Raw genomic sequence first — 6128 nt, 5'->3', positions numbered from 1 at the left:
ACCCACGTCCGCCCCAACGTCCTCGTCCATCCTCCACCTCCTTGCAGTCCTCTACCTGCAATGCGGTGTCTCAAAGAACTGTAGGCCGGGAGAGTGTCCAGCCGTCAGGACAGGCTGCCGATGTCCAGCTCACTAGGCGTTGGTGCACTGGATGGTCCTGTCTGCTAGAGCCAGAGCAATGCCCGATCCGCCTGCGCCCTCCCCCCATCGCCGGATCCTGGTGGTCCAGGACCACAAGCAGGGCTGAGCCAAGCCAACGAGGCTCAAAAGCGATCTGATGGTCGATCATCGGCTGAATGCCGCCGTCTCATTGGTTCAACGGCCTCGCGCCGAAGATCGTTTGTCATGCTGAAGGCGATAAGGCTGGCCGCGCCAGTCTGACCACGGTTGCAGCCATCGCCATTGCAGCGAGCAAACAAGCGGCTCCGACGAACACCCCGTCATATCCGACGTTTTCGATCCAAGGCGTGCTGATCAGCGGCGAAATGAATTGTCCGATGAAGATGGAAGCCGTCAGCAGCCCTCCCGCCAAACCCCGGCGCGATGCGGGAGCAGTTCCAAGCGCCAACGCGACGAAAGCCGGAGAGACCAGTGCATATCCGCCGCCGATCATGGCCGCACCAGCAAGAGAGAAGAAGGCTTCCGACAGGATCAGCAGGAGGAAACCGCAGGCCATCGCGCCGTAGCCAACGGCGAAGACGCCACCAAAACCGATCCCGTTCTCGACGCGAGCATAGAGAAGGGCAAAGCAGCCGCCGGCCAGGGTCAGCACGCCCAGGGCTGTTCCTGTCATGACCGCGCTGTTGACGCCTCGAACATCGAACAGGAAGGGCAACTGCGTCGGCATCAAGAAGAACAGCATGTTCGTGATGGCTTGGAGAAGCACCAGCGCCACAAAGGTTGGAACCCACCTACGATGCGCTTTGCCCTCACCTTCGACGGAACTGCTCCGTGATCTCGCTGCCAAGACCGGCTCGACGATGGCCCTCCACATGAACGGGAGGAAAACGAGCGGCAGTGCGTAGATCGCGAAAGGAGCGCGGGGTGACAGGAGCGCAATCCAGCCAGCAAGCGAGATGAAGAGGAAGCCACCGAAGTTTCGCGCCGAAACCTGCAACCCGGCGAAAGCACCACGTCGCCAACCCTCGAAGTAGTCCCCGATCAGCGCCGTCTGCGCCGTCATCACGAGGGCGACCGCGATCCCGAGGACAAGGCGGCTTGCGAAGATGGTCGGCAAGTCTGGCAGCAGGAGTCCGGCACAGCCGGAGATGACGAAGAGGAGCACCCCAGCAAGGAGAAGGTGTCTCCTTCCGAACCGGTCAGCCAAAAGCCCGGCGAAAGGGGCAACGATCGCGACCATCAGCGAGGGGGCCGGCACGAGCAGACGCGTCAGGATCGCCGCGTTCGGATCGCTGTGGAAGAGACGTTCCAGTCCGGGAAGCGCAGGGCTGATCGTCGCGTTCGCCATCACGGTCAGGGAAGCTGCCATCAGCAGCGCAACAGACCGCCCATCGCGCCAGATCGCCCGTCGCCCTCCACTCTCTGCCTCACGCACGACCCTATCCTCCTTGCCCGAATCATCACACCGCGTCAGGCTACGAGTTCAAGCCAGCTTGAGGTCAAGCATGAACATGATGGATATTGGCGAGGTAGCGATGCGCTCTGGCGTGTCTCCTTCAGCCCTTCGCTACTACGAAGAGGTCGGCCTGATCCGGTCGGTGGGACGACACGGGCTGCGCCGGCAGTTCGATCCAAGCGTACTTTTAAAGCTGGCGCTGATCGAGCTTGGGAAGGTCGCAGGCTTCTCGCTCAGTGAGATCGCGGGAATGTTCGGAGACGACGAGACGCTCAACATTCCCCGCGCGGACCTCCATGCGAAGGCTGACGAACTGGGCCGGCAGATCACCAAGCTTCGCGTGCTACGGGACGCGATCCGCCATGTCGCGGATTGTCCGGCTCCTTCGCATCTGGAGTGTCCGCACTTTCGTAAGTTGCTGAAGTCGGCATCCGCCAGAAAAGCTGACACCGGAGCGGGGCGCGTTGAGTAGACCAGCCCCCGCTAAACTTGTCGCAGACAATCTCGTGACTAGCGGCAAGTGCGAGTGCTACAGCTAAAGGCTGGACATGCCGCAACTATGCGATTGGCCAATTAACCAATACCGCTTTGTTGCTGCCGACCTACTCCTCATGGCACTCTCGATCATACGCACATACCATGCTCATCACAGCAGAGAACCGGTACGCTGGTACTACTATGTCTACAGAAGGCAAATGCTGGTTCTGACCCTATGTCTGGCCCAGCTAAGGCTGGACTCTTGCGACTGCGCGAACGGGGGGACGAGATGGCCGCAGGATCAGGCCACGCTCGTCAACTCCTATATTAGCGGCAGGGTAGACAGCTGTCGCGACAGCAAGGTTTTCAAGGAATCGGATCTTGAAGTGCGCAAGGCGTGCGTAGCTTGATCCAAACTGATTGTAGAGGGCCTGCCACGAAACTGGCCGATCACTAGGGAGAACATGTAGACGATAAGCAAGCCAGCAATAAATGTCTAATGCTGCTGAATTATTGCTGATAGCGCGAAGCGCTGCCTCTTCTAGTGGAACTGGATGTTTCTTTAACTGTTCAAAAAATGTTTCTGATAAACGGGCTGTTTCAATGAACAAATCGCCCTGTCCCTCTGGACCAGAAACAAACATTGCTGTATCAACAATATTTTGATTTACAAGCCCCCCGGACTTTACATGAAAGGTTAAACGGCACCGACTCAGTCGATCAGCCTGTTCTCGAACATCTTTAAATGACTTGCCGCCGATCGGAATCCCCAGCCTGCCTAGCCACGCATGGAGCGAGCGTCCAAGTTCAATATCTCGGCTTTGAGTCCTAAGTGCTTCACTTTGAAGATATAGCAGGATCAGGCGTGCACGAGATCCATAGGGTACCCCTATCCACTTCATGTCATCACCCGGCAGGTTGGCCCGACCTGGTTCTATGACAAGCGTGACTCGCTCAGTCTTGACCTTCCAAACTTGATCATCGGCCAGTTTTTTGTGCGGAAGTGCTGCTTGACACCATCCACTGTAGAGGAACCCGATGCCTGTATCTTCGTCGGACATGTAGGCAATTGCGGTTTCAACTGCACGGCGGTCGGCGCCAGCCTGTAGAGCTCCGTGCCGCCCTAGATCCTCGATCAGCTTGTGAACGGTACCCATAGCGACCCCCGAACCTGTCAAGCAGTTGGAGGGTAAAGTCCTCCATTCGTCAATTTGGACTCTTGTGACAAACCTATTTGTATAGATACTAGATTCTCCTATTAGGATGGTCTCAGGAATCCAGGGGATAACTCCTCAAGTTACTGATTGGCTGATCCCAGCTGTCTCAAGAGTCCAGACAGAAGTCTCAAGAGTCCTGGGTAAGCCTGTAGACAACCCGTCTAACTATGAGCCGTCGTGCATGGCTGTCTCAAGAGTCCAGTGGATCATTTGGCAAACTGACGATGGAGTGCGGATGGCATATTCATGGGATTCGCTTATCTTCCAGCCCTGCTGGCGAGCGATTTCGTAGAACATTTCGCTGGTCGCCGGGGGCATTTTTGCGCTGAACGTAACTTTCCTGCCAGTGCAATAGGCCTGAGGCAAACGCGTCTTCGGTATGTGCAAGCGGACCGAGATGCGTTAGGTACCTTGGTTAATTGGTATCAATCAACCAAGGTATGTCGGTGGTTAGAAACCAGTCTTGGCTAGCTCTTGCTCGAGCGCGTCGGCGAGCACCTGCTGCTGCGTCCGCCGGGTGCGGAGCGCACACATCTTGAGGCGGCCAAGGGTGGTCTCACTCATCCGGAAGGTCATGCCAAGTGTACGCTCCGGCTCCAGCGGTGAGGCCTCCTGGGGCTTATCCCCTCTGCCGCCCACCGGCTTCGGCAGATGAATTTCTGGTGGTCGTACGCTCGTCTGGACGGCCCCCTTGCGCGGGATCAGCGCGTCGCCCAGCAGGTCGCCACGGTTCTTGCTCATGTCGCCTTCCTTACCTTTTTGAGCCGATCCTGCAGATACTCCCAAAGCTTCGCGATCTCCCTGGCTGAGGGGCCGTTGGCGTCCAACTCTTGGACCGTCTGGCCATGGGTGAAGCTGTAGGCGAAGTCGATCCGGTGGTGGAGCGGCACCGGGGCTACTGTGCCGTGCTGGGAGAGCAGCATGATGGCGGATGAAGCGATGCGAGTCCGAGGGGTTGCCCCATTCAGGATGAATACCATGGGCTTCCTCAGGGCTTCCACGAGGTCCACCGTGGTGCCGATGGCGCGCAGGTCGACCGGGCTTGGTCGGCTCGGGATCACCACCAAGTCGGCCACCTCAATCACCTTAACGATCTGGGCAGTCAGCGCCGGCGGAGTGTCGATGATCGCTAGATCGAACCCCCTCCCCTTTAGTCGCCTCAGGTCACCCTTCAGGTCGTCAAGTTTGACGACCGCCGTCACCGGGCGCTCTGCCTCGCGCACGTTATACCAAGCTGTCAGTGACCCCTGGGGATCTGTATCAATCAGAACGACCTTGCCATAGCCCTGCCGTTCTGCTTCGACGGCGAGATGGCCGGCGATGGTCGTCTTGCCTACCCCGCCCTTTTGCGCAGCCATCGCAATTACCTGCATTGCGCTTCCACTAAAGAACCAGAGCACCATGGTACCATGGTACCTTGATATGTTTGTCCCAGCATGCGGCCCCTATTTAGCGAGAACGGAGCGGTGACCCGGGAACCCCTAGATGGGAGGTATGGTCATGTGCAAGACGTACAACTTCCCTGGCAGATTTATTCCATGCTACAGTGGCATATTGGTGCCATCATACTACGGATGTTTCATACCAAAAACTTTTTGTGCAATGGTGGTTTGATACCAAAGAACCAAACAATCACACTATTTTAGTAGGTATGTGTTCCGATATTTCTGGCTCATTCCATAATGATATGACGGCACTAATATATTTTTATATTTGGATACAAAAACATATCAGTACGAAATAATTACACAATATCAGTATCAGAACACCATAGTTGTTCTCCGGGATCTTGACGGGCCGCGCAGAACCGGGGCTCTGGCTCATGTCATCGCACTAGGTGAACCTGATTGCAGGCGGGCGGATGCTTCCCTAATGATCTCATGCTGGGGCTAGCTTCTATTGCGGAGGGCTTCATGAGGTCGTTGCCATGATCCACCAAATTCGGACAATAAAATTGTGCCGGTACCTCGTACGCCTGCGGTAAAGAGGGCAGGGGGTTAGACCGTCTACACAGAGCTTCGGACAACTGGTGCTGCCTCATTGCGTGCTTGAGTCGGCTTAGAAATCTTTCTTCTTCTCGCTCTATCTCGAGGTACCATGACGCAGATGATAAAGCGACGCAGACCAGAGGCGGTAAGCGAGAATGCTCATGCTTCTACCACTTCATGATTGGTACTTGATATATGACAACCACGTGATTCTCGGCAACCTCTTGAGCCTTTAGCGCCAAGTTTGTTCTTCCTCCGCTCTTCTGCACGATAATACCTGCCGGATTGTTCAATTGTGCGGGAGTATCTTCTAGGCCCCGTTAGCTTTTGAGCCAGTCGAGTGCTGCCGCAAGACAGAGGACGCTCATGAAGGAGCTGGCTGTCTTCTCGTAGCGGGTAGCGATGGCACGCCACTCCTTGAGGCGTGCCCATAGGCGCTCCACCCGGTTGCGATTGTTGTAGATCCAGCTGGGGCAGGCGACCGGTGCCTCGTGCCGCTGTGGTGGGATGGCGGGCCGTGCCCCCAGGTTCCAGATGTGCTTCCGAAAGGCATGGCTGGTATAGCCGCGATCCGCCACGACCCAGCGTGGCATGGCCGGCAGGCGGGCAAGCAGGCCGATGGCCTGGGGCAGTTCATGCGCCTGTCCCGGCGCCAGGCTGAAAGCGATAGCGCGCCCAAAGCCATCCGCGATTACGCAGGCTTTGGTGCCATAGCCACCACGAGATCGGCTGGAGTGCACCCCGTTTGGCCGGACAGAGCCAGGGTTGGGTTAAGCACTGAGTTTGCGGAACTCGGCGGGTGATTGGAAGCGCAGCGCCGAGTGTGGGTGGAGATTGTTGTAGTCGTCTATCCAAGCCTGCAGCAGCCCA

6 protein-coding genes and 1 pseudogene are annotated in these 6128 nt (G+C 57.0%); 1 reads left to right on the top strand and 6 read right to left on the bottom strand.

The window, feature by feature from the left end:
• Positions 1-343: 343 nt before the first annotated feature.
• Positions 344-1555, bottom strand: a complete 1212-nt coding sequence (locus VHL31_RS09525) for an MFS transporter (protein WP_329660972.1) — start codon at positions 1553-1555, stop codon at positions 344-346.
• 70 nt (positions 1556-1625) lie between these two features.
• On the opposite strand from VHL31_RS09525, the gene VHL31_RS09520 reads away from it, so the two are divergent.
• Positions 1626-2048 (top strand): helix-turn-helix domain-containing protein, encoded by a 423-nt coding sequence (locus VHL31_RS09520; RefSeq protein WP_329660971.1) that lies wholly within the window; start codon positions 1626-1628, stop codon positions 2046-2048.
• Positions 2049-2301: 253 nt separating this feature from the next.
• Here VHL31_RS09520 and VHL31_RS09515 read toward each other — a convergent pair whose 3' ends face one another.
• The 5 genes and pseudogenes from VHL31_RS09515 to VHL31_RS26920 form a co-directional block, all read right to left on the bottom strand.
• Positions 2302-3210 (bottom strand): replication protein RepA, encoded by a 909-nt coding sequence (locus VHL31_RS09515; RefSeq protein WP_329660970.1) that lies wholly within the window; start codon positions 3208-3210, stop codon positions 2302-2304.
• 510 nt (positions 3211-3720) lie between these two features.
• Positions 3721-4011 carry a hypothetical protein gene (locus VHL31_RS09510; RefSeq protein WP_329660969.1) on the bottom strand — a complete coding sequence of 97 codons (291 nt, stop codon included), beginning with the start codon at positions 4009-4011 and terminating at the stop codon, positions 3721-3723.
• Complete coding sequence (locus VHL31_RS09505; protein ID WP_329660968.1) at positions 4008-4673, bottom strand: ParA family protein; 666 nt, start codon at positions 4671-4673, stop codon at positions 4008-4010. The genes VHL31_RS09510 and VHL31_RS09505 overlap by 4 nt, the downstream gene beginning before the upstream one ends.
• A 905-nt stretch (positions 4674-5578) precedes the next feature.
• Positions 5579-5986 (bottom strand): annotated as a pseudogene (locus VHL31_RS09500) (IS5 family transposase); the annotation flags it as partial.
• A 42-nt stretch (positions 5987-6028) separates the two neighbouring features.
• On the bottom strand, positions 6029-6121 hold the full coding sequence (locus VHL31_RS26920; protein WP_414653618.1) for a hypothetical protein: 93 nt from the start codon (positions 6119-6121) through the stop codon (positions 6029-6031).
• Positions 6122-6128: the final 7 nt, after the last annotated feature.

It is taken from the genome of Geminicoccus sp., assembly GCF_036263595.1.
GTDB lineage: Bacteria > Pseudomonadota > Alphaproteobacteria > Geminicoccales > Geminicoccaceae > Geminicoccus.
Note: the sequence above shows the minus strand (reverse complement) of the source record. Positions and strands in the feature narration are given on the sequence as shown.

Excerpts from the sequence above, each read along its gene's own strand:
- VHL31_RS09515 (WP_329660970.1), bottom strand. The coding sequence starts at position 3,210 with ATGGGTACCGTTCACAAGCTGATCGAGGATCTAGGGCGGCACGGAGCT.
- VHL31_RS09505 (WP_329660968.1), bottom strand. The coding sequence starts at position 4,673 with ATGGTGCTCTGGTTCTTTAGTGGAAGCGCAATGCAGGTAATTGCGATG.
- VHL31_RS09520 (WP_329660971.1), top strand. The coding sequence starts at position 1,626 with ATGAACATGATGGATATTGGCGAGGTAGCGATGCGCTCTGGCGTGTCT.
- VHL31_RS09510 (WP_329660969.1), bottom strand. The coding sequence starts at position 4,011 with ATGAGCAAGAACCGTGGCGACCTGCTGGGCGACGCGCTGATCCCGCGC.